We start from the raw sequence: 21,467 nt of genomic DNA on the forward strand, positions 1-21,467 counted from the left end.
CCTCTAAAGAGCCGTTCGAGACTAGGACGTTGATAGGCATGGTGTGTAAGCGTTGTGAGGCGTTGAGCTAACATGTACTAATGACTCGAGAGGCTTAACCATACAACCCAGATGGGTTTTACTGAAAGCCTTAGACAGAATATCGACACTTGATGAAGTGTGAACTCAAACAAAGCAAATCAGCTTTCCGAATTATTATTAACGTGGTCCAGAGATGGACACGGTAATAAACAGAATTTGCTTGGTGACAATAGCCTTGTGGAACCACCTGATCCCATCCCGAACTCAGAAGTGAAACGCAAACGCGCCGATGGTAGTGTGGGGTCTCCCCATGTGAGAGTAGGTCATCGCCAAGCGCCTAATTATCTCATTGAGATGTAACGAAGCCAGCTGAATAAGCTGGCTTTTTTGCGTCTGCAATTTGTTAAATTGTCATTTAAAGACCAATGCTATCTAGCATTTTTCTATTCATTTTAGTTTTGTTTCTTCTGCTGGTTCTTTACGTTTTTTCCTTCCTTTATTTCAGACTTTTATACTCTAAGTTGATTATTTACATGAAGATCTCGCTTAGTTTGATAAGTCCTTTTGCTTAGTGGTTAGTTTCCCGTTAGCATACAAAAATATTAATTTTTTTGTTAACGGCCATCTGTTGCCTATGCTTCGTAAGCTTTCGCTCGCGGTACTGCTTCCTCTTTGTATGCTGACCCTATATTTAGTGTTGGTCATAGGCGAGTACCTGTTCGAAAGTGACCAAGTTAGGGCTGAACTTGCGCAGCGACAGTCGGCTTTGATAAAGCAACAGTTGTTCCGCATGCAGAATGTGGTTCAATCGGCGCAAGCTTTACAGGATGTGGAGCGGATTGAGCAGGAAGTTTCCTTGGCTGCGCTGGATATGGGCACTATGGTGTATATCTTGGTTGATGCTGAAAGCCGTATTCGTTTTGCTAATCATACTGTGTGGCGAGATAGCAATGCGACTCAAGTCATCGATGGTTATGATGTAGACCTTCACCGCTCTGTGGTTCAAGCTTTTCTTCCGCAGATCCTCGTTAATCTCGAGCGTTTAACTATTCAAGCATATTATCCCGTTCTTCCCCAGTATGGTGGGGCTGTTGATTTGATTTATCTTGAAGCCGATTTAGCCCCTTTAGTGGCCGAAGCTTCTGCTAAGTTACAGCAACGTTTTATGCGGGTTTGGGGCCTTGGCGGATTATTGCTGATTGGCTTTACCTTTATTTTATATTTCCTGTTGATCCGCCCATTCCAAATGTTGAGCGAGGCAGCTAAGCAGGTAGGTACTTCTTCCTTTTCGACATCGATACCTTGGAGTTCATCTGAAGTTTTATCTTTGCAAGCCAGTTTGCAGCAGGCACATGAGCGTTTAAGTCGGGCAGTTAAACAGCTGAATGACAGTGAATTGCGTTGGTTATTTGCTGTGGAAGGTTCGCGTAACGGTATTTGGGATTGGGACATCAGTACGGGGGAGGTTTTTCTTTCTGATCGCTGGAAAGAGATGATTGGTTATGCGCCTGATGAATTGGCTGGAGTATTCCAGACATGGGAGACGCGGCTACATCCCGATGATAAGCAGATTGTGTTAGATGCTTTGCAGGAATACGTTAGCGGAAAGAGTAAAGAATTTGAAAGTGTTCACCGCTTACGGCATAGAGATGGCCATTATGTGTGGGTGTTAGACCGCGGTATGTTAGTTGATTGGGATCCCCAAGGGCGCCCGACTCGCATGATAGGCATTCATATGGATGTGTCAGAAAGCGCGAAGAACCATGCTGCAATTACTGAGCTTGTGGATCAATCTGTTGTCGGTCGCAAGATGTTGCCCGATGTCTTTATGGGGCGTTTATCGCAATTTTTAACCCAAGGTAATAGTTCGGGGCAATGGGGAGCATTGCTGCTCGTTGAGGTGGATCGCTTAGGATTGGTCGCCACTTTACATTCCCATGAATTAGAGCGCTTGTTAACACAAATCGCGGCCCGTTTATCGAGTTATTTCACTGAAAATATAACGGTCGGTCGATTAGAGTCTGGTAATTTCGTTTTGCTTGCTAAAGATTTAGCGGCAGATGCGTCAGTCGCTGCTCGTCGTGCTTTAGCCCTTGCGAGTGAGTTAAGGCAAGTGATTGCACGACCATTCCATTACGGTCATCATCACTTTGAGCTTAGCGCGTGTGTGGGGATCTGTTTACTCGATAGTATAGAAACCTTAGATCCTGCTTTAGTGATGCGTCGTGCCGAGTTGGCAACGTTAAGCGCTAAGCAAGCAAGTCAAGCTGGGTGTGCTTTTTACCATGCTGAAATGGACTTTCGCCAGAGCCGTGATGAGCTGTTGCAACAGGAATTACAAACCGCATTACAACAAGATAGCTTAACGTTAATGTTCCAGCCTGTGATCAATGCGACCAGTGAACTTGTCTCGGCTGAAGTGCTCACGCGTTGGTATCGTGCTGATGGAGAGTTTATTCCGCCAGCTGAATTTGTGGCGTTAGCAGAACAAGGGGGAATTATTGCTGAGCTTGATCTTTGGGTGGCTAAGCGGGTGTGTCTGTTTATTCAGAAATCGCGGGCTCAAGGAAGGAGTTTGCCTCCTTTGACTCTCAATATCAGTGCATTCTCATTTGGTCAGGCAGATTTTGTTGATACATTCGTTGGGTTGGTTAAGGAGCATGGTATTGGTGCTAATCAACTGGGTATTGAGCTCAATGAGGCCGCATTGTTAATGCAACCACAGTTTGTGGATGAGCGTGTCTCTAAGTTAGTTGAAGCAGGTGTAGGCATCATCCTCGATCATTTCGGTTCGGGCTTGAGTGCCTTGAGTTGCTTAGCGAATCAGCCATTAGTTGCGGTTAAATTGGATATGAGTTGTATTGATTCATTAACCACAATGCCAACAAAAGTGAATGTACTTATTACCTCTGCGCGGCAATTCAATTTGAGCGTTGTCGCCAAAGGTGTCGAATCATCCCAACAATATCAAGCTTTTGTTGAACTTGGCTGTGATGGCTATCAAGGCTATTTATTCAGTCGAGCCTTAAACCAAGCGGACTTTATCCAGCTTGTTTGTCCTCGTCCTTTATTGCGTAGCGTTTAAAGAAGTCGAGAGCATAGTTTAAGGCTTGGTTTCGGCAGGCGTCTTTTTCCATAAAAATCTCATGGGCAGCCCCAGCGATTACTTTCAATTGGCAATGGGTACTCACGGCGAGATTCTGGGCCGCATTATCAACAATCTTATCTTCACTCGCTTGCAGTATCAGTATCGGAGTGCGAATTTGTGCCGTTGCCAGTACGCAAGTATCTGCCGCATCTAAAGATTCAGTCAACCAACGGTTAGTGGGTGAACCGAGTTGTAACTTAGGGGCAGCATCATACAATTCTCGGTAGGCTTGGTATCGGGTTTGGCTGTGAGTTAGCTCATTCCCTTTGAATGGAACAGGTTTATAGTTTTGTCCTGCAAGTACATAATTAGGCTCGCCACCATTGAGTGTGGTATCGAGTTTACTGGCTAACCAGCGTACGAACGCTTTTGGCATAGGTAATTTAATGCCATACATGGGCGCTGAAAATGCCGCGGCGGTAAAAATATCGGGATGCTGTTTGAGATACAAAGTGCCAATCGCGCCACCCATTGAATGGCCAAGTAGCATGAGTTGTTTGTCGTTTTGTGGTAACACTATCTTCTGCATAAATAGTGCAAAATCATCAATATAATCATTGAATCTTCGCACATGGCCCATGTGTGGATTGATTGTCATACGATCTGACAGCCCTTGGCCACGGTGATCTATGGCATAAACAGAGTAACCTTGTTGGTATAAGTCGAAGACCAATTCTTGATACTTTAAATAGGACTCGACTCGGCCACTACTGAGAACGATTGCGGTATGCGCTTGGGGATGTTTGACCATCATATAGGCCAGCGTAACGCCGTCGGCAGAGGCTAGCGTGTCTTGAACAACGCTTTGCCAGAAGGCTTGCTGCTCTGAGGTATTTAAATCGTGTTCAGTCGAAAATGTCGCTTTGGCTTGGCTCATACTCAGTCGCAAATCATTTGGCTTGAATGGTTTGTTAGAGTGTAACAGACAACCATGGGAGTCTGAAAATACCGACTCCCATGAATTTCATTAACTTAGCGTGTCGCCTTTTTCGCTTCAATAAAATCATTGATTTGCTGTTCGAGGATCGACATAGGCACTGAGCCATTTTCGAGCACAGCATCGTGGAAGGCACGAATATCAAATTTGTCGCCGAGTTCCTGTTCTGCCTTGGCACGTAATCGTTTGATTGTTAACTCACCAATTTTGTAGGATAAGGCTTGTCCTGGCCACGAAATATAGCGGTCAATTTCGGTAGTGACATTGTGCAGTGATAGTGCGGTATTGCTGGCCATAAAGTCGATGGCTTGTTGACGACTCCATCCTTGGGCGTGCATGCCAGTATCTACGACTAAACGCGCCGCGCGCCACATTTCATAGGTTAAGCGACCAAAGTTACTGTATGGATCTTGGTAGAAACCAGCTTCTAAACCTAAATATTCGCAATATAGCCCCCATCCTTCACCAAAGGCAGAGATATAGCCATAACGACGGAAATCTGGGAGTGAGGTTAGCTCAGAGTTGAGTGAAATTTGCAGATGATGACCGGGTACGGCTTCGTGCAAGGTTAAGGCTTCTAGCTCGTAGAGTGGGCGCTTATCCAATGCATAAGTGTTGACCCAGTAGTAACCGGGTTCATCATCGCTGTTCGATCCTGAATATCGCCCAGTGGTGTATTTCGGTGCAATTTCGGCGGGCACTGGCGCTATACCATAGGGTTGGCGTGGGAGTTTGCCGAAGTACTTAGGTAGCATGGCATCGGCTTTTTTGGCAATAAATGCCGCTTCTTTGAGTAACTGCTCGGCACTGGTGGTGTAGAACTGGGGATCGGTCCGCAGGAAATGTAAGAAGTCGGCAAAGTTGCCTTTAAAACCTACTGACGCGATGATTTGTTCCATTTCTTGGCGGATACGTTGTACTTCTTTTAAACCCAGTTCATGCACTTGCGTCGACGTCATATTCAAGGTCGTATAGTAACGTACCCTATTCTCATAAAATTCTGCGCCGTTAGGTAAGCTACTGGCCGCGATATTTTCCCGAGCATTGGGAATGTACTCTTTAGTCATGAAATCATAAAAGTTTTGGTACAGAGGTAGAACTTTTTGCTCAACTAAAGCGCGGCCTTCTTGGGTCAGCTGAGTTTTTTGTGCCTCAGTGAAATAGTTGGGATATTGAGTAAAAGGTTTGAAATAACTGCTCTTTTCAACAGGGACGATATAAGCACTAATACTGTCTTCAAAGCCATTGAGTGTCACTTTTGGCGGCGTTATTCCCTCGGCTAATCCTTGTTTTAGCCAGTGGGTTTGCTGGGCGAAATAGGTCGGGAGTGCATTGAGTTTGGCAATATAGTTGCGGTAATCCTCAAGGGTGTTGAATCTTCCCTGTACGATTGACGTGATATAAGCGTGGAAGCCGCTTTCCGCCGTAATGGGCAGGTAATAATCCTTGAAACGATATAGGTCGACATCGTTTTGGATCTGATCTTCCAGTATTTGAGCGTTAATCTTATCTTCTTTACTCAAGTTGCTGCGGTCGAGTGCTTTGAGCTGCGCTAGTACTGCGATTTGACCTTGATTAAGCTTAGCGAGCGCGGCTGGCGAGAGATCCGCTAATTTTCCTGCTGCACTGGCATCGCCCATGCTGTAAGCCATTTCAGGACTCGCACTGAGCTGTAATTGCCAGCTTTGGTCGATAATCGCTTGCAGCGCTGGGGCGATTGGCTCAACTTGCGACTGTGCTGCTGATATTGTCTGTGACGATGGGGTTTGAATATCTTTTGTGGTTTGAGTGGCACTGCAGGCGCCTAATGCGCATATCAATAAACTGGGGGTTAAGAGTTTATGCATGTTAGATCTCTGATATTTTCGTTGTTATTGAAGTTATTATGCCTGATGAATGCGGCCGTTCCTTGTATGGATATTAAGCAGAATTGTGACTGAATGTGAATTTAAATGCGTTTAGCGCATAAATGCCCCCGAAAATGCGTGTTAAACTTAGTGTCCGCCCGCGACCAAATAACAAAAGCATTGGCTGGGTAGTTCAAATAGGGGTTAAATATGATTGATACATCCATTCCATTGGTGGATCTGCATCGTCACCTAGACGGTAATGTGCGGGTAAATACCATTTGGGAACTAGGACACCAACACGGCATTGCGCTACCTGCCGATTCTTTAGAGACGCTCGCACCTTTTGTGCAAATTCAGGGGAAAGAAACTAGCTTAGTCGCCTTCTTAAAGAAGCTCGATTGGATGGTTGCCGTACTCGCAGATTTGGATGCGGTTAAACGCGTCGCCTATGAAAACGTTGCCGATGCGGCGTTATCTGGCTTAGATTACGCTGAGTTACGTTTTAGTCCTTACTATATGGCGATGAACCATAAGTTACCGATTGAAGGCGTAGTTGAAGCGGTAGTCGACGGCGTTAAAGCGGGCTTAAAAGACTATAACGTGAAAATCAATTTGATTGGCATTATGTCACGTTCATTTGGTCAAGCTGCTTGTACTCAAGAACTTGAAGGCTTACTCGCCCATAAACAACATCTCGTGGCTATGGACTTAGCCGGTGATGAATTAGGCTTCCCTGGCGAGTTATTTAACGATCACTTTAAACGTGTTCGTGATGCTGGCCTTGCGATTACGGCTCACGCCGGTGAAGCTGCGGGTTCACAAAGTATGTGGCAAGCGATTCAAGAACTTGGCGCAACTCGAATTGGTCATGGGGTGAACGCGATTCACGATCCTAAGTTGATGGAATATCTTGCTAAGCACCGTATTGGCATCGAATCTTGCCCAACCAGTAACTTGCATACTTCTACTGTGGCTTCTTACGCTGAGCATCCATTCAGAACCTTTATGGATGCAGGCGTGTTGATAAGCCTAAATACCGATGATCCCGGTGTGAGCGCTATCGATATTAAGCATGAGTATCGTATCGCCAAATCTGAACTCAAGTTAACCGATGCTGAGTTAGCGCAGGTGCAACGTAACGGCGTTGAAATGGCATTTTTATCGGACAGTGAGCGCAAAGTACTGTATGCCGCTAAGGTATAAGTTGATTTTGAGTCATTAATAAAAATAGCTATAAATAAAAAATCCGACTCTAGAGTCGGATTTTTTGTGAGCGTTTGCGAGTGCAGCAATAAGCGTTTTAGATCACGCGTGAGAACTGTTGCTGACGCGCTTTTTGACGATAGTAAAGATCGAAGCACATACAGATATTGCGGATCAATAAACGGCCAGTAGGGCTGATAGTGATCTGTCTGTCGACGATTTCAACTAACTTGTCATCGATAAATGTCTGCATTAACTTAAGATCTTCCGCGAAATAGGTTTCGAAGTTAATCCCTAGCTTCTCATCAATTTTCGCCATATCTAATTCGAAGTGGCAAATCAGCTGTTTAATCACGACGCGGCGGATTTCATCGTCGCGGTTCAGGCTACAACCTTTCCACAAAGCATGGCCTTCCTTATCTATGGCCTCATAGTAAGGGCGGATATCTTTCTGGTTTTGCGCATAGCAGTCGCCAATCTGACTGATAGACGATACGCCAAGACCTAACAAATCACATTCTTCTTGGGTTGTATAACCTTGGAAGTTGCGGTGCAGTCTGCCTTCGCGCTGTAACTTGGCTAACTCGTCATCGGGTTTAGCAAAGTGGTCCATACCGATATATTGGTAGCCCGCGCCAGTTAAGGTCTCGATAGTTTGGTGCAGCATTTCGAGTTTTTGTTTTGGCGAAGGTAAATGCTCGTCTTTGATCTTACGTTGAGCGGCAAAGCGCGCAGGTAAGTGAGCATAGTTAAATACCGACAGACGGTCAGGCGATAAATCTAAAACGCGCTGCATAGTGACGGCAAAGGTTTCTGGCGTTTGGTGTGGCAAACCATAGATTAAATCTATGTTGGTCGACACAAAACCCATGGCTTTCGCTTTGGCCATTAAGTCGAAGATAAATTGCTCGTCTTGTTCGCGATTAACGGCAATTTGCACTTCTTTATTGAAATCTTGTACGCCGATGGAGATACGGTTAAAGCCCGCTTCTTTCAACGTGTCGAGCATTGACAGTTCTATCTCGCGAGGATCGACTTCAATCGAGTACTCGCCTTCTTCCGCAAAGTTAAAGTTAGCTTTAATCAATGACGTAAGTTTAAGAATCTGCTCTGGATTTAAGAATGTGGGTGTACCGCCGCCCCAATGCATTTGGGTCACACTGTAATGTTTGAACAGGGGCGCACGTTTGATAATTTCTTGGCTTAAATATTCAATGTACTGATCGGCTTTGTGTTGGTGGCGGGTGATGACTTTATTACAGCCGCAGTAATAACAAAGCTTGGCGCAGAACGGGATATGAATATACAGCGACAGTTTATCGCTTTTGCTATTTTCAATGGCCGTCAGCAGGTTTTGTTCGGTGAATGTGTCATCGAACTCTAATGCCGTTGGGTAAGAGGTATAACGGGGACCGCTGTAGTTATATTTTTCGATCATCGACTGATCCCAGCTAATCTGAGTGGGCTGCTTCAAGGCGTGTCCTCCGTGGGTAAATTAGCAACAAGCGAAGTATGCAAGGTTCTTAAGTAAATAACCTTGATCTAGGTTGTAAAAATGACGTCTGTCTTTTTAGAAGTTACGCAATATCTATCAAAAAAGTACGCTTGTCTGTCGATATGTGGCGATTTTGTGCGCAGGCTCACGGGAGTAAGGAGGGTAAGATTGGTGCGGGTTTTATCGAGATAACCTCAAAACCACAATATAAGTGGTCTTGAGGTATATATAGCAATGGGCTGGTTTAATGCATCGCTTTGGCTTGGTAATCCGCCAGTTTTTTCGCATCATCACTAATGCCTTGCTCTAATGCGGCTTCGGACTTCATTCTGATCAAGTCTAACTTCATTCTTTCTTGCTTAGGCAAGGCTTGACGAGCATCCATGATGGGATGATTTTTAATTAACTCAAAGTGTTTGAATAATGAAGGGTAATCGGGAGCCACACGCTCACTTAATGACAGGATTTCAAATAATCGCCCAATCCTGACCACGCCTTCAGAGATCTCACAGCGGTCTTCAATCATAGCGGTGGCGATATAGCGGATATCATCTAAAACTTGGGCACGTTTTGCGTTCGCAGTCACTTCACGCTCGGCTTGTTCAGCCTGCTGACGCTTTTTTTGCTGCTTGAGTTTTAGGATTAAGAAGGTGGCGTAGCTACTTAGCGCTACTATGATGATAAAACCGAGAATAATGATAGTCGTAGACACAAAGACTCCTTATATGAATGGCATAAGGAGCCACAGCTAAAAACTGAGTTCCCTATGCCTTAGCACTGAGAGGTTAGAACTTGTCTTGATAATCTTTTAGTAAGTTAGCGCCTGATTCGAATTTGTCGAACAACTCATCGTCAGACAAAGGCTTAGCAGGTGATGAAGGTGTGTCATCATCCATATCGTCGCTAATGCCCAGTTTAATCATCAGAGCTTCAATTTTATTTAGCTGTTGATCTAACCACTTTTGGTCAACCTCGTTGAGGTCGCGGCCTTCTTCAAGCATATCTAACAGCTGATTTAGTCTTGGATCTTCTTCCAATTTCAGCAGTTTTTGCTCGTCAGTCAGCTTAGCTTGTTTCACTTTTGGCTGAGCGGCTTTATCTGTTACTACTGCCGCAGGAATTGCTAAAGCCACAGGCTTTTTACTGCCATGACGCGGGTCTTTTTTCTTAGCGGCCTGCTGTTGCGGCGCTTGCGCTAAAATTAAGCTTTCGTTATGACGACTACCTGATTTATTGCCAGAATCTTTACGTTTGCCAGTCGCTACAGCGCGATCTTGCTTCTTCACTCTTGGCTGTAACTTAGGGCTGTTCTCGCCGCCCTTGCGTGTTTTCTTGCTACGAGACATGGTCTTCTCAATTATTTACAACGTATGGCCTTGCAGATTAAGGGGAGCTTGTCTACAAGGTGCGAAATTAGGCCGAGTGTTATACCAGATTATGATGTTTTTTGCATCAAAACGAGGTCCTTTGCGGCAAATAATAGTTCAAAATCGCTATTGTTTGCGAGGTACTCGAAGGTTTGTCGCTGATAAAAGCTCACATGGGTGAGGTTGTTCTTATAATGCCACTTAGCAAAACCATCTAATTCAGTTAGTAATGGTGTGCTTATCGCTAACCAACCACCAGAATGCAGTAGCCGAGAGAGCAAAGTCCACTCTTTTATAGGGTTTTGAAAATGCTCAAACACCCGATAACAGCAGATAAAATCATACTCTAGCTTTAACACGTCATGATTCGGGGCAAAAAAGGGATCATATTGATTTAACTTATGGCCCGCATTTTCTATGGTCGTCAGGCTCTCATCATCGAGTATGCGACCAAAATTCAATCCTAATAAACGGCCCGCTTGTTGCTGCTCTAATTGTGCTAACAGCGGCAAAATAAATTGCGATAACTGTTTTTGCTTCGACGCTATGCGTGAACGACCGTATCTTTGCTTCTCTGCCGCGGGGGGTAAATGGCTATTCGCATCCGCAAAGGTTAACTCACATGTCTTGCAAACATAAAAACTCCGCTTTTTATCTTGATGAAGGAGTCGTGTCTGACTGTTATGACAAAGAGGGCATCTGGGCATTGAGTCTGCTGAAGTGGTTATTAAGGCTTTGATTGTACCAATTATATTGGTTGAGTGCACATTTTAGACACTAATGGGGTGTTACAAAAGAAAAAAGGCGGCAGTTAAACTGCCGCCTTACAAAGGGTGCTTTAGCACCTTATCCTGATTCCAAGTATCCATACTTGCTATGCGACTTTCCCGGTCGGTATCCTTCTTTTTTTTACTGCTTTCCCTGCATTATTTTTGTTAATGGTCTTCCAGACACTTTATTTTTTTCTGTCGCCATCCTGACTACAGTTTCCGTAGATGGTCTCGCGACACATCTTTTAAAGCATCGTCATCATTGACGTCGAGTTAACCATCCATGTTACTTAAGTACCTTCCTGTGATAACAAGCATCCAGCCAGTGCATCCTAAGCTTATCGCTTCCTTTGCTACAGTTTACATCATGTAAACTATGTCCTGATGGGGCAAGTTACCCTTAGTGTAAGGTGTTTTGCTAGAAGCAAATTGGCGTTATCGGCCATCCCTTACAAAATTGTGCTGACCTGGATTTCAAGTGGAAATCACGACTCTTGTTATTATTAGAGAGTGGTCTTAAGTATATTATTGTTATTGAGTATCTTTATTCTTATATCTTGAACGTTAATTATACCGAAACCTGTAAGTTATTATTAATTTTTTTGTACAAACAGATGGGTTTATCTCGGTACGGGGCTTATTAAACCGAAATCTGTGATCTATGTCAAGCACGAATCTTTGCAGTTTACGTCCACGTCAACTTTAGGGTGTAAAAAAAGGGTGGCAATACACCCTTTTTTTCACTCGCGAAGATTACTTCAGGCTAGAAAGATACTTTGATAGCGCGTCGATATCGCTATCATTTAGTTTTTTAGCCACATCTTGCATCATGCCATTCAAGTCATTATGGCGGCCCGCTTCACGGAATTTTGTCAGCTGGCTCTTGATGTAGTTTGCGTGTTGGCCTGCCAACGTTGGAAAACCTGCAAGCTCAGCGCCTTTACCATCTGGGCCATGACATGCCATACAAGCGGTAATGCCACGAGAAACATCACCACCCTTGTAAAGTTTAGCACCTAACTCAGGAACATCTTTTGCTTCAGCCACTTGGATTGCTTGGCTAGAAAAATATGCGCTAATGTCGAGAATATCCTGATCGCTTAGAGGCATTGCCATGCCACTCATGATAGGATCCATACGCCCATCTTTACCGCCAGTTTGTGCTGCGCTACGGAAATCATGTAGTTGCTTTTGGAGGTAAGTGGCGTGTTGGCCCGCAATTTTGGGGTACATATCGATCATACTGTTACCGTCCATACCGTGACAGGCCGAACAGACAATGATTTTCGTTTTTCCCGCTTCAGCATTACCTTCAGCAATCGCAGGTGAAGATATGGCGGCAATTACAACAGACAGCGCAAGAGCTAGCTTTTTCATGGCGTTCCAACTTCTGGTTAAATTATTATCCTGAGCTTACTAGGGTGACCCGCAAGCGTGGTAAAATATGATTAATGTGATCGGAGTAATATTTTACACGAAAACGTGGGAAAGTAAGTAATTCTTCATAAATTATGGTATTGCGTAGAAAAATTTCGGAGTAAATAGTGACTGAATCTCGTATAGATTTTCGTAGGGCAAAGTTTTTAATCAGTGCACCTGACATTGCACATTTGGATCAATATCTGCCCGGCGATGTTGGAGTTGAGATTGCATTTGCTGGCCGCTCTAATGCTGGAAAGTCTAGTGCACTCAATGCATTAACTGAGCAAAAAAGTTTAGCAAGAACCAGTAAAACACCGGGCCGTACTCAACTAATTAACGTATTTGAGTTAGATGCTCAGCGTCGTTTAGTTGACTTGCCTGGTTATGGCTTTGCGCAAGTCCCACTTGCGTTGAAAAATAAATGGCAGCAAGCATTGGGTGAATATTTGCAAAAACGCGCTTGTTTAAGTGGCGTGGTTGTCTTGATGGATATTCGTCATCCATTAAAAGATCTCGATATGCAGATGATTGAATGGGCAGTTGCTAGTGAAATTCCTGTATTAGCTTTGTTAACGAAATCAGACAAATTAGCCCAAAGTGCTAAGATGAAAACCGTAAATGAAGTGCGTCTCGCACTAAGTGAGTTTGGCGACTGGGTGCAAGTTGAACCCTTCTCATCACTCAAAGGAACCGGTAAGCCTAAAGTGTTGGCAATTCTTAATGAATGGTGTCATCCACAGTGGCTGACTGATGAGTTAGATGCAGCGAATAACGCTGAATAATATCGCCTGTTTTGGTGTACATGGTAGAATTTGACTGTGTATACCTTCTCTTTGTTTTTACTGCAATTTTTTCTCTTTTGTTCAGCCTCGTTCCCATCGGTTCTTCGTTAATTTCAAGCAAAAAAATAGCCGATGATATTATCATCGGCCAAAAATATTAGCTCTTTTGGGGAGAAGCTAAATTCAACAAGACTCAAGCACCATCAAATTAGCTTCAATGGTTCTCAATGAAACTAGCATACAGCCAATTCATTCCTTATTAAAGTAAATACTCTAAAATTTACTTAAAGTCTGAAAAAAGAGCAAAAAAAAGCCTCAGCAAACAAGTTGCTGAGGCGCCAGAATTTGGCTCATCACTATAAGTGAAATAAAGGTCTGAAAGATAGAACATCTTAACCTCTGTACCCTACGCAGAGAATATTACTCTATTTATCTTTAAATGGAAAACAGTTTTTTCAAAAAAGAGGTAATTATGTGCGCTTGATCTCAGGTTGTGAGTGAAAAAGCATCTCAAATTGATCCTAAAATTTCAGTGAAAATGGTTAATTGGCTGATTTAAAGAGAAAACTCGAAATTTATATACAAAAGTGATCAATATTTGAGATTTGATTTTTTACTCTAACCCTGACCTAAGATTTTGGTGTACGCGTGAGAGAACAACCGTTATGGCACTCTTGAGCATATATGGCTGACTTGAATGCAGTTTCAATTCGAGTAAATCACACCCTTTAATATCCATCTGCTGTGGCAGTGTATCGATGAACTCTACTGCCAAATGTATCAGGTAAAGATTGTTTGGCTGTGAGTGAATCATTTTCTGTCAATGAAGTTTGTCTAACTTAACGAGCTAATTTGTATTGTGAAAGGGTTATTTATGCTGAGTGATGAAAAGGACTCTGTATTGATGTGCTTAGAGGCGATTAAGATGGGGGAGAGCTAATCTGAGCTCAAAATATTGAAGTCAGATTAGCTTTATTTGCAGTTAAATCATATTGGTAGTGATCTTCTGGATGTTACTGAGATTAGTGCGCTTCATCCCAGTTATCACCAATGCCCGCTTCGGCAAGCAGTTCAACATCGAGATTAGCTGCTTGCGCCATCAAGGCGCAGATTGTCTTTTTAAGTACCTCTGCCTTATCCGCATCGACTTCAAACACTAATTCATCGTGAACCTGCATGATCATAGTGATTTCGCCTTGGGTTTCTGTTTTGATCCACTGGGCAATATTGATCATGGCCTTTTTGATGATGTCAGCAGCCGTACCTTGCATTGGCGCGTTAATCGCAGCACGTTCAGCACCTTGGCGGCGCATCGCATTACGATCACGGATTTCGGGCAAGTAGAGGCGACGACCAAACAGAGTCGACACATAACCTAAGTCAGCAGCACCCGCGCGCGTTTCTTCCATATAACGTAATACGCCAGGATAACGGGCAAAGTAGGTATCGATATAGGTTTGTGCTTCATGGCGTGGGATATCAAGCTGACGCGCCAAACCAAAGGCTGACATGCCATAAATTAAGCCGAAGTTAACCGCTTTGGCACGGCGGCGTTGTTCTGTGGTTACTTCATCAAAATCGGTACCAAATACTTCTGCAGCAGTGGCTCTATGAATGTCTTTGCCCTCGGCGAAGGCTTTGAGTAAGCCTGCATCTTGGGATAAATGGGCCATGATCCGTAGTTCGATTTGCGAGTAGTCGGCGGCCAAAATTTTACGGCCTGCAGGGGCGATAAAGGCTTGGCGAATACGGCGACCTTCTTCGGTGCGAATCGGAATATTCTGCAGGTTAGGTTCGCTTGACGATAAGCGACCTGTTGCCGCATTAGCTTGATGATAGCTAGTGTGTACGCGACCCGTTTTGGCGTTGACCATCAGTGGCAGTTTATCGGTGTAAGTGCTCTTTAACTTAGATAGACTTCGATGCTCGAGGATCACCTTTGGCAGTGGGAAATCTAAGGCTAATTCGACTAATACTTCTTCCGCGGTCGATGGCGCGCCCTTTGGGGTCTTTTTGGTGATCGGATAACCTAGCTTTTCATAAAACAATACTTGCAGTTGCTTAGGTGAACCAAGATTGAATTTTTCACCGGCAATGTCGTAGGCTTTTTCTTCTAAGGTATCGATTTTACGCGCCAGTTCATCGCTCTGTTGGCCGAGTAACATACTGTCGATTAATACCCCTTGACGTTCAATGTCCGACAACACTTGGATTAGCGGTAATTCGACTTCGGTAAACATGGCGGCAAGTTCAGCTTCTTTCTCGAGTCTTGGCCATAAATGTTGGTGTAAACGGAGTGTGATGTCAGCATCTTCTGCTGCATAAGGTGCAGCCGTTTCTAGCGGGATTTGGTTGAAGGTCAGCTGTTTTGCACCTTTACCGGCGATTTCTTCAAAGCTGATATTCTTATGGCCTAAGTACTTGAGCGCTAAACCATCCATATCATGGCGCGAAGCCACTGAGTTGAAAACATAGGATTCGAGCATAGTGTCGAAAGCGACGCCCTGTAGTTTGATCCCTGCATTGGCTAAGATACTGATGTCGTACTTAAGATTTTGACCGACTTTCTTGATCTTTGGATCCTCAAGCAGCGGACGCAGTTTTTCTAACGCGACCGTTTTATCGATTTGAGTCGGTGCACCAACGTAATCGTGGGTCAAAGGAAGATAAGCGGCTTTTCCTGTCTCAACGGCGAAGGAAATCCCGACTAATTCGGCCACCATGTAATCTAAGCTCGTGGTCTCAGTATCGATTGCCATTAAGTCGGCTTGTTTAAGCTTAGCAATCCAAGTGTCTAATTCGGCTTCGGTGAGAATGCAGTCGTACTGTGTTTCAATCGCTTCGACTGGAGATGAGTCTTCTTGCGTTTCTGTGGATGCCGCATCAATTGAGGTATTTGCCGTCATTTTATTATCTAAGACTTCAGCTAACCAACGTTTAAACTCCATCTCGCCGTAGCATTTGATCAGTTCATCTTTGTCTGCTGGCATGAGAGTGAGTTCGTGCCAATCTTGCTCAAGTTCGACATCGGTTTTGATGGTGGCGAGTTCGTAAGAAAGCTTGAGCATGTCGGCATTTTCAATGATCTTTGCCGCCATGGTTTTAGAACCTCTAAAGCCCAGCTCGGCGACTTTTTCGGGTTCCGCTAATAAGTTACTCACACTGCCGGCTCCCGTGAGCATAGCGAGCGCCGTTTTCTCTCCTACGCCGGGTAAGCCGGGAATGTTGTCGGCCTTGTCGCCCATCAGCGCGAGTAAATCTATGATACGGTCTGGACCGACACCAAATTTGGTGACGACTTCTTCTGGGCCCATTATGGTGTCTGTCATAGTGTTGATGAGCGTAACGTTCTCATCCACTAATTGCGCCATGTCTTTATCGCCTGTGCTGATAAGCACGGCACGGTTTTCTAAGCTGGCTTGGCGGGCAATAGTACCGATCACGTCATCGGCTTCGACGCCGGAAATTGAAATCAGTGGTAAACCTAGTGCGCGAATAATGCGATGCAAGGGTTCGATTTGCGAACGTAGATCATCAGGCATAGGTGGACGCTGTGCTTTGTATTCGCTGTACATGTCATTGCGGAAGGTTTTTCCCTTGGCATCGAACACGACTGCGATATGGCTTGGTTGATAACGGGTCAACAAGCTGCGTAACATATTCACTACGCCATAAACGGCACCCGTTGCTTCGCCCTTTGAGTTTGTCAGGTGAGGAGGCGCATAATAGGCGCGATACAAATAAGAAGATCCATCCACAAGCACAAGTGGGTTTTTAGCGACGGTTGGCATAGGTATTTTTCGTTTATCGATGACTTAGATGGCGCTAAGCATGCCACAGAAGCACTATTTCAGCCATGGCAAAATGACTCCCGGCCTGTGGATAAGTCTGTGAGTGAAAAAGTCAACTGAGAATAATGGCGATGATTACGGCTTAGTGCGATTTTTTTAAGTTGTTGTTTTTTATGTTTATAAAAGATTTGTGTGAGTTCAATACTGTTTCTTAAAAAATCTTCCCAATTTGTGGATTTTTTATTGACTCCGTAAAATACATCTAAGGATTGGCTTAATTTTCGGCACTCGTCAGATTCGACGAATTAAGTTAGCACGATTTTTAATCAGATCAACTAGTTTGTTTATGGTTTGTTAAAACTTAATGACATAAGAAGGATATTTTTAATGAAAAAAGTCGCAGTGTTACTGAGTGGATGTGGTGTTTTCGATGGAACTGAGATACATGAATCGGTTTTAACGCTTTTATGCTTATCCCGATCAGGGGCTCACTACCAGTGTTTTGCACCTGATATCAAACAGATGCATGTGGTAGATCATCTCACTGGTGAGGTTGATGCTGCTGCAAGTCGTAACGTGCTGGTGGAGTCGGCGCGTATCGCCCGTGGCGAAGTCAAAGCGACCACAGAATTAGATATCGCCGAATTTGATGCCTTGATCATTCCCGGTGGCTTTGGTGCGGCGAAAAATCTGTGTAACTTTGCGACGAATGGCAGTGAGTGTGAAGTGGAACCGCTGGTGACTGATTTTATCAATGAGTTCATTCTGGCGAAAAAGCCCGTTGGTTTTATCTGTATTGCTCCTATGATGATCCCGCGTTTATATCCCCAGGGTGTAAAAGGCACTATTGGTAATGATAGCGATACTGTCGCAGCGTTTAATTTGATGGGCGGTGAGCATCAAGTTGCGACAGTACATGAGATAGTCGTGGATGAAGCGAATCGCATTGTCAGCACTCCCGCTTATATGTTGGCTGGTAATATTGCTGAAGCGCATTCAGGCATCGAGAAGCTAGTCGTTAAGTTACTAGAAATGACTGATCAGAGTTAGTTTGAGCGGTTTGTAGAGGAGTGAAGCGAGTCATTGAACCAAGATAAATTTTAGGATTTATCTTGGTTCACCATATTAGATTGAGTTATTAGATTGAGCTCGAGGATTTGCGGCTATCAAATAAACCTTGGGCTAAACCTATGAGTAAGCCGCCAATGTGGGCGCCGTTAGCAACCGAAACCCCGAGAATATCTGTGAATCCCAATGCCAACCATATCATCATAAAGCCCATATATGATGGTGGGAAATCTATTCCAGCTGCGGGTTTACGTATACCCATGATCCAAGTGTAACCCACCACTGCATACACAACGCCGGACAGCCCGCCAAAGTTAGGTCCACCGACATAATATTGGATAACGTTTGGCAGAGTTCCTGCGACAAACAGCAGGATGAGTAATGGTGCAGTACCGATACGGGTTTCGATTTTGCCACCTAAATACCACCACCAGAGCAAATTAAAGATGACGTGCATGGCTGAAAAATGCAGTAGGCTCGGTGTAAAAATACGCCAGAACTGGCTGAACTCTGAATGAGGTACGGCCCCAAAATAGGACAGTGCTTCGTAGGTTTGGTTGGCGAATCCTAAGTTCATCGCCGCAAAAATGATTACGCAAACCGCAAATACGATCAGCGTGACTGGGCCTGCGCCAGTAATAAATTGGGTGAACAACTGCAGCGAAGGGGCACCATAATCGAGTTTGGTTTGGGTATCGCCGTGTTCCCACGAGGCTTGCAGATATTTATTGTCGTATGGGTGAGCAATAAAATGGGCAAACTCTTTGCGTGCTTGCTCCACATCTTTGTCATGGATGACGAGAATGGCGACGCCTTGCTCCAGCGGCTCAATTTGGCAGTCAATGTCTTCCCCTTTGAGGTAATCGACAAATGCCTGCGCGGCTCTACTGTTGGGGAGTCGGCCAATTTCTATCATGCATTCGCCTCATGCCAGGCGCTATAGCCGCCGTCTAGGCTGTAAACGTCATCAAAACCTTGTTCGCATAAATATTGCGCCGCATTTTGGCTGCTCATGCCGTGGTAACAAACCACCACCAGTGGGCTATCCATATCGGCTTGGCTAATAAATTGCGCTAGGTTTTCGTTATTCAGGTTAGTTGCACCTGCAATATGGCCGTTGGTGAAGCTATTGCCATCGCGGATATCGACGATTTGCACTGGCTGTGCTTCGGTCATTTGCAGCAATTGATTAACGCTTAAGTGTTTAAAGGAAGACATAATAAAACCTGACAAAGCTAAGAGATGGAAATCAAGATGGGATAAGTGTGCAACAAGGGGCTGCGAGTGTACAGCCCCTATCTAGGTAATGCTCTGCAGGATTAATCCCAGCTGAGGATCACTTTACCCGATTGGCCCGAGCCCATAGCGTCGAAACCTTGTTGGAAATCATCAATCTTGAAGTGGTGAGTGATGATAGGTGAAATATCTAAGCCTGATTGGATAAGACTGGCCATCTTGTACCAAGTTTCGAACATTTCACGGCCGTAGATGCCTTTGATGACCAAACCTTTGAAGATCACTTTGCTCCAGTCGATGGCCATTTCACCACTTGGTATACCGAGCATAGCGACTTTGCCGCCGTGGTTCATGGTATCTAACATGGCGTGGAAGGCTGAGGGTACGCCAGACATTTCTAATCCAACGTCGAAACCTTCGGTCATGCCCAGTTCTTTCATCACGTCTTTTAGGTTTTCTTTTGACACGTTCACAGCGCGCGTGGCGCCCATTTTACGGGCCAGTTCTAAGCGGTATTCGTTGACGTCGGTGATCACCACATGGCGAGCACCTACGTGACGACATACTGCTGCCGCCATTATGCCGATGGGACCTGCGCCGGTGATCAACACGTCTTCACCGACTAAATCGAAGGATAATGCTGTGTGCACAGCGTTACCAAACGGGTCAAAGATTGAGGCTAAATCATCGCTGATATCATCAGGGATTTTAAAGGCGTTAAAGGCGGGGATAACTAAGTATTCTGCAAATGAACCTTCACGATTGACACCCACGCCAGAGGTGTTACGGCATAAATGGGTGCGGCCTGCGCGGCAGTTACGGCAGTGGCCACAGGTAATATGACCTTCGCCAGACACGCGGTCTCCAATCTTAAAACCACGAACTTCTTGGCCGATATCAACCACTTCACCTACATATTCATGACCAACAACCATAGGGACTGGAATGGTTTTTTGTGACCATTCGTCCCAGTTGTAGATGTGCATGTCGGTGCCACAAATCGCAGTTTTTTTAATTTTGATCAGCAGATCGTTGTGGCCCATCACTGGCTTAGGCGCATCGACTAACCAAATACCTTTTTCGGCTTTTAACTTGCTTAGTGCTTTCATTGTCTTAAGTCCTAAATAATGCCCATTTCTTTGGCAATACGGGTAAAGGCGGTGATCGCTTTGTCGAGTTGCTCACGGGTATGTGCCGCTGACATTTGCGTACGGATACGGGCTTGTCCCTTAGGAACGACTGGGAACGAGAAGCCAATAACATAAATATGTTCTGCTAATAAGCGGTTAGCAAAGTCGCCCGCCAGTTTCGCATCACCAATCATCACAGGGATAATCGCGTGGTCGGCGCCGCCCAAAGTAAAGCCCGCGGCTGACATTTGCTCACGGAAATAACGGCTGTTTTCCCATACGGCTTCGCGCAGGGCTTGGCCTGATTTGAGCATTTCTAACACATGGATAGACGCAGTCACGATTGACGGCGCTAATGAGTTAGAGAACAGGTAAGGACGTGAACGCTGGCGTAACCAGTCGATGACTTCTTTTTTACCCGAAGTGAAACCACCCGATGCGCCGCCTAAGGCTTTGCCTAAGGTGCCAGTGATGATGTCGACTCTGTCCATCACATTGCAATATTCGTGGGTGCCACGGCCGTTTGCGCCGATAAAGCCCACAGCGTGAGAGTCATCGACCATCACTAGTGCGCCGTATTTATCGGCTAAATCACATACGCCTTGCAGGTTAGCAATCACGCCGTCCATCGAGAATACGCCATCGGTGGCGATCAAGATGTTACGGGCGCCTGCTTCTTTCGCGGCGATCAGCTGAGTTTCTAAATCGGCCATGTCGTTGTTGGCATAGCGGAAACGTTTGGCTTTACATAAACGTACGCCGTCGATGATAGAAGCATGGTTTAACGCATCGGAAATGATGGCGTCTTCTGCATCTAACAAGGTTTCGAATAGACCTGCGTTCGCATCAAAACATGAAGAGTAAAGAATGGTGTCTTCAGTGCCGAGGAATTCGCTCAGGCTAGCTTCTAGCTTTTTATGTATGTCTTGGGTACCGCAAATAAAACGTACTGATGCCATACCAAAGCCGTGGCTGTCTAAACCCTGTTGGGCGGCTTTGATTAGCTCGGGGTGATTCGCTAGGCCTAGGTAATTATTCGCGCAAAAGTTAACAACTTCTTGGTGATTAACTTGAATGGCAGTCTGTTGTGGTGAGGCAATAACACGCTCGCTTTTATATAAGCCTTCGGCTTTGATGTCTGCAAGCTGTTGATTAATCTGTGCGTAGAATGAGGTAGAGGCCACCTGATATCTCCTTAGTTAACTTTATTCTGATTTTGGGAGTGGCGGCATTCTAACTCTAAACCT

Annotated in this window: 16 protein-coding genes and 2 rRNA genes; 6 read left to right on the forward strand and 12 right to left on the reverse strand. The window is 44.9% G+C overall.

The annotated features are described in order from the left end of the window. The 3 genes from KFE26_RS01360 to KFE26_RS01370 all read left to right on the forward strand — a co-directional run. Positions 1-102 (forward strand): 23S ribosomal RNA (locus KFE26_RS01360); the annotation flags it as partial. A gap of 138 nt (positions 103-240) precedes the next feature. Continuing rightward, a 5S ribosomal RNA gene (gene rrf / locus KFE26_RS01365) occupies positions 241-356 on the forward strand. Positions 357-655: 299 nt separating this feature from the next. Continuing rightward, positions 656-3,106, forward strand: coding sequence for a GGDEF domain-containing phosphodiesterase (locus KFE26_RS01370; RefSeq protein WP_212599424.1), 2,451 nt, complete (start codon positions 656-658; stop codon positions 3,104-3,106). Here the strand turns inward: KFE26_RS01370 and KFE26_RS01375 are convergent. Further along, on the reverse strand, positions 3,063-4,046 hold the full coding sequence (locus KFE26_RS01375) for an alpha/beta fold hydrolase (RefSeq protein WP_105250768.1): 984 nt from the start codon (positions 4,044-4,046) through the stop codon (positions 3,063-3,065). The two genes, KFE26_RS01370 and KFE26_RS01375, sit on opposite strands and share 44 nt — an antisense overlap. 95 nt (positions 4,047-4,141) lie before the next feature. Further along, a complete protein-coding gene (locus tag KFE26_RS01380) occupies positions 4,142-5,953 on the reverse strand; it encodes a DUF885 family protein (RefSeq protein ID WP_212599425.1) in 1,812 nt (603 codons plus the stop codon). Positions 5,954-6,163: 210 nt separating this feature from the next. Between KFE26_RS01380 and add the strand changes: the two genes are divergently transcribed. Next, complete coding sequence (gene add, locus KFE26_RS01385) at positions 6,164-7,159, forward strand: adenosine deaminase (RefSeq protein WP_212599426.1); 996 nt, start codon at positions 6,164-6,166, stop codon at positions 7,157-7,159. 97 nt (positions 7,160-7,256) lie between these two features. On the opposite strand, the gene hemN is transcribed toward add, so the two are convergent. The 5 genes from hemN to KFE26_RS01410 all read right to left on the reverse strand — a co-directional run bounded on the left by hemN (position 7,257) and on the right by KFE26_RS01410 (position 12,168). Continuing rightward, positions 7,257-8,633: an oxygen-independent coproporphyrinogen III oxidase gene (gene hemN, locus KFE26_RS01390; protein WP_006084752.1), complete on the reverse strand. Its 1,377-nt coding sequence runs from the start codon at positions 8,631-8,633 to the stop codon at positions 7,257-7,259. 265 nt (positions 8,634-8,898) lie between these two features. Further along, on the reverse strand, positions 8,899-9,366 hold the full coding sequence (locus tag KFE26_RS01395) for a DUF2489 domain-containing protein (RefSeq protein ID WP_212599427.1): 468 nt from the start codon (positions 9,364-9,366) through the stop codon (positions 8,899-8,901). Positions 9,367-9,439: 73 nt separating this feature from the next. Beyond that, positions 9,440-10,000, reverse strand: a complete 561-nt coding sequence (yihI, locus tag KFE26_RS01400) for a Der GTPase-activating protein YihI (protein ID WP_212599428.1) — start codon at positions 9,998-10,000, stop codon at positions 9,440-9,442. Between the two features lie 89 nt (positions 10,001-10,089). Next, entirely contained in the window at positions 10,090-10,728 is a 639-nt protein-coding gene (locus tag KFE26_RS01405) for a class I SAM-dependent methyltransferase (RefSeq protein WP_212599429.1), read from the reverse strand. Between the two features lie 816 nt (positions 10,729-11,544). Continuing rightward, a complete protein-coding gene (locus KFE26_RS01410) occupies positions 11,545-12,168 on the reverse strand; it encodes a cytochrome c (RefSeq protein WP_212599430.1) in 624 nt (207 codons plus the stop codon). Between the two features lie 167 nt (positions 12,169-12,335). Between KFE26_RS01410 and yihA the strand changes: the two genes are divergently transcribed. Continuing rightward, positions 12,336-12,995: a ribosome biogenesis GTP-binding protein YihA/YsxC gene (gene yihA / locus KFE26_RS01415; protein WP_006079362.1), complete on the forward strand. Its 660-nt coding sequence runs from the start codon at positions 12,336-12,338 to the stop codon at positions 12,993-12,995. A 1,022-nt stretch (positions 12,996-14,017) separates the two neighbouring features. Here yihA and polA read toward each other — a convergent pair. Beyond that, positions 14,018-16,786 (reverse strand): DNA polymerase I, encoded by a 2,769-nt coding sequence (gene polA, locus KFE26_RS01420; protein WP_212599431.1) that lies wholly within the window; start codon positions 16,784-16,786, stop codon positions 14,018-14,020. A gap of 387 nt (positions 16,787-17,173) precedes the next feature. Between polA and elbB the strand changes: the two genes are divergently transcribed. Further along, on the forward strand, positions 17,174-17,836 hold the full coding sequence (elbB, locus tag KFE26_RS01425) for an isoprenoid biosynthesis glyoxalase ElbB (RefSeq protein ID WP_113940152.1): 663 nt from the start codon (positions 17,174-17,176) through the stop codon (positions 17,834-17,836). Positions 17,837-17,924: 88 nt separating this feature from the next. On the opposite strand, the gene glpG is transcribed toward elbB, so the two are convergent. From glpG to KFE26_RS01445, 4 genes are all read right to left on the reverse strand, one after another. Then, positions 17,925-18,770 (reverse strand): rhomboid family intramembrane serine protease GlpG, encoded by an 846-nt coding sequence (glpG, locus tag KFE26_RS01430; protein ID WP_212599432.1) that lies wholly within the window; start codon positions 18,768-18,770, stop codon positions 17,925-17,927. After that, the gene (glpE, locus tag KFE26_RS01435; RefSeq protein WP_006084745.1) at positions 18,767-19,072 is read right to left on the reverse strand and encodes a thiosulfate sulfurtransferase GlpE; all 306 of its coding nucleotides are present in this window, start codon (positions 19,070-19,072) and stop codon (positions 18,767-18,769) included. The genes glpG and glpE overlap by 4 nt, the downstream gene beginning before the upstream one ends. A gap of 101 nt (positions 19,073-19,173) precedes the next feature. Then, positions 19,174-20,199: an L-threonine 3-dehydrogenase gene (gene tdh, locus KFE26_RS01440; RefSeq protein WP_012090660.1), complete on the reverse strand. Its 1,026-nt coding sequence runs from the start codon at positions 20,197-20,199 to the stop codon at positions 19,174-19,176. An 11-nt stretch (positions 20,200-20,210) separates the two neighbouring features. Continuing rightward, on the reverse strand, positions 20,211-21,404 hold the full coding sequence (locus tag KFE26_RS01445) for a glycine C-acetyltransferase (RefSeq protein ID WP_105250756.1): 1,194 nt from the start codon (positions 21,402-21,404) through the stop codon (positions 20,211-20,213). Positions 21,405-21,467 lie beyond the last annotated feature (63 nt).

It is taken from the genome of Shewanella sp. M16 (assembly GCF_018224605.1).
Classification (GTDB): domain Bacteria; phylum Pseudomonadota; class Gammaproteobacteria; order Enterobacterales; family Shewanellaceae; genus Shewanella; species Shewanella oncorhynchi.